Origin of the sequence: uncultured Caballeronia sp. (assembly GCF_964243625.1) — a bacterium.
GTDB lineage: Bacteria > Pseudomonadota > Gammaproteobacteria > Burkholderiales > Burkholderiaceae > Caballeronia.
Window position 1 is genome coordinate 1 of the sequence record NZ_CAXTGZ010000800.1, and the last position, 2,354, is coordinate 2,354.

The 2,354-nt window shown below is 62.7% G+C and carries 2 protein-coding genes; both read left to right on the forward strand.

What is annotated here, in order from left to right; translation table 11 throughout:
- Nucleotides 1-903: alanine racemase (alr, locus tag ACFFAR_RS31055; RefSeq protein WP_375509210.1), on the forward strand; the 903-nt coding region annotated here is incomplete at its 5' end.
- A 41-nt stretch (nt 904-944) separates the two neighbouring features.
- On the forward strand, nt 945-2,333 hold the full coding sequence (gene radA, locus ACFFAR_RS31060; RefSeq protein WP_061999134.1) for a DNA repair protein RadA: 1,389 nt from the start codon (nt 945-947) through the stop codon (nt 2,331-2,333).
- The last annotated feature ends 21 nt before the right edge of the window (nt 2,334-2,354 follow it).

The following is a 2,354-nucleotide window of genomic DNA, read 5'->3' on the forward strand; positions in this document are numbered from 1 at the left end:
GGTCTTCTTGACCTAGAGGAAGCGGTCAAGTTGCGTGAACTCGGCTGGGCCGGCCCGATTCTCCTGCTGGAAGGCTTTTTTCGTCCGACAGATATCGATGTAATCGACCGGTACAGCCTCACAACCGGCGTTCATTGCGACGAACAGTTGCGCATGCTCGAAATGGCGCGCTTGTCGAAACCGGTGAATATCCAACTGAAGATGAATACGGGCATGAACCGCCTGGGCTACGCGCCCGAGCGTTTTCGCGCCGCATGGGAACGGGCGCGGGCGGTGCAGGGCATTGGCCAGATCACGTTGATGACCCATTTCTCCGATGCCGACGGTCCTCGCGGCATCGACCATCAGATGGAAGCGTTCGAGCGCGGTGCCGAGGGCATTGCCGGCACGCGCAGCCTGGCGAATTCGGCAGCCGTGCTCTGGCACGCCGGATCGCATTTCGACTGGGTGCGCCCGGGGATCATGCTGTATGGCGCGTCGCCGTCGGGCAGGACCGAGGACGTGGCGAATATCGGCCTGAAGCCGGCCATGACGTTCGCGTCCGAACTGATCGCCGTGCAGACCGTGACGGCAGGGCAGACGGTGGGCTATGGTTCGTCGTTTTCCGTCACTTCGCCTATGCGCATTGGCGTAGTGGCGTGCGGTTATGCGGACGGTTATCCTCGTTGCGCGCCGGAAGGCACGCCTGTCATTGTGGATGGCGTGCTCACGCGCATTGTCGGGCGCGTCTCCATGGACATGATCACGGTGGACCTGACGCCGGTGCCGACGGCTGGCATCGGAACGCATGTGGAAATGTGGGGTGCGAAGCTGCCTGTCGATGACGTTGCCGCCGCGTGCGGCACGGTCGGCTACGAGCTGATGTGCGCGGTCGCGCAACGTGTGCCGATGCGGGCTGAATAACAGCAAGTTTGTGTGTGTAACGATGAAACCCAGGAAGGCGAGTGGCGAAAGTAGCGAAGGTTAAAACGCTTTACGTATGCACGGAATGCGGCGGGCAAGCGCCGAAATGGCAGGGCCAGTGCCCGGCTTGCGGCGCGTGGAATACGCTGGTGGAGTCGGTGGCGGAGTCGCCGTCGGCGCATCGCTTCCAGGCGCTGGCGAAGACATCGCCTGTGCAGCGTTTGTCGGAAATCGAAGCGTCGGATGTGCCGCGCTTCACAACGGGTATCGGCGAGTTCGATCGCGTGCTGGGCGGCGGTCTGGTCGCGGGCGGCGTGGTGTTGATCGGGGGCGATCCGGGCATCGGCAAGTCGACGCTGTTGCTGCAATCGCTCGCGGAAATCGCGCGTGAACGGCCCGCGCTTTACATCAGTGGCGAAGAATCCGGCGCGCAGATCGCATTGCGCGCCCAACGGCTCGGCTTGCTCGGCGATTCGGGCAACGCGGCGCCCGATTTGCGCCTGCTCGCGGAAATCCAGCTTGAGCGGATCCAGGCAACCATCGATGCCGAACGGCCGGAAGTGGCGGTCATCGATTCCATTCAGACGGTTTATTCCGAAGCGCTGACTTCGGCACCCGGATCGGTTGCACAGGTGCGCGAATGCGCGGCGCAACTGACGCGGATAGCCAAGCAGACCGGGACGGCCATCATCATGGTCGGTCACGTGACGAAAGAGGGCAATCTCGCCGGACCTCGCGTGCTGGAACATATCGTCGATACCGTGCTGTACTTCGAAGGCGATACCCATTCGTCGTTCCGGCTCGTGCGCGCGTTCAAGAACCGGTTCGGCGCGGTCAACGAGCTTGGTGTATTCGCAATGACCGAGCGCGGTCTGCGTGGCGTGGCGAATCCATCGGCGCTGTTTTTATCGCAGCATGAGCAGAGCGTGCCGGGGTCCTGCGTGCTCGTCACCCAAGAGGGATCGCGGCCGCTGCTGGTGGAGGTACAAGCACTGGTCGATACCGCCCACGTGCCGAATCCGCGACGCCTTGCCGTGGGACTCGAGCAGAACCGGCTGGCATTGCTGCTGGCGGTGTTGCATCGGCACGCGGGAATTGCCTGCTTCGATCAGGACGTGTTCCTGAACGCAGTCGGCGGTGTGAAGATCACAGAACCCGCCGCCGACCTGGCCGTGCTGCTGGCCATTCAGTCATCCCTGCGCAACAAGCCGTTGCCCAAGGGCTTGATCGTGTTCGGCGAGGTGGGTCTTGCGGGCGAAATCCGGCCATCGCCGCGTGGTCAGGACCGGCTGAAGGAAGCGGCCAAGCTCGGTTTTTCGATCGCACTGATTCCGAAGGCGAACGCGCCGAAACAGCCTATCGACGGACTGGAAGTGATCGCCGTGGACCGGATCGAAGAAGCAATCGACCGGGCGCGTGCGTTCGACTGATTTTGCGAAAGACTCGCGATC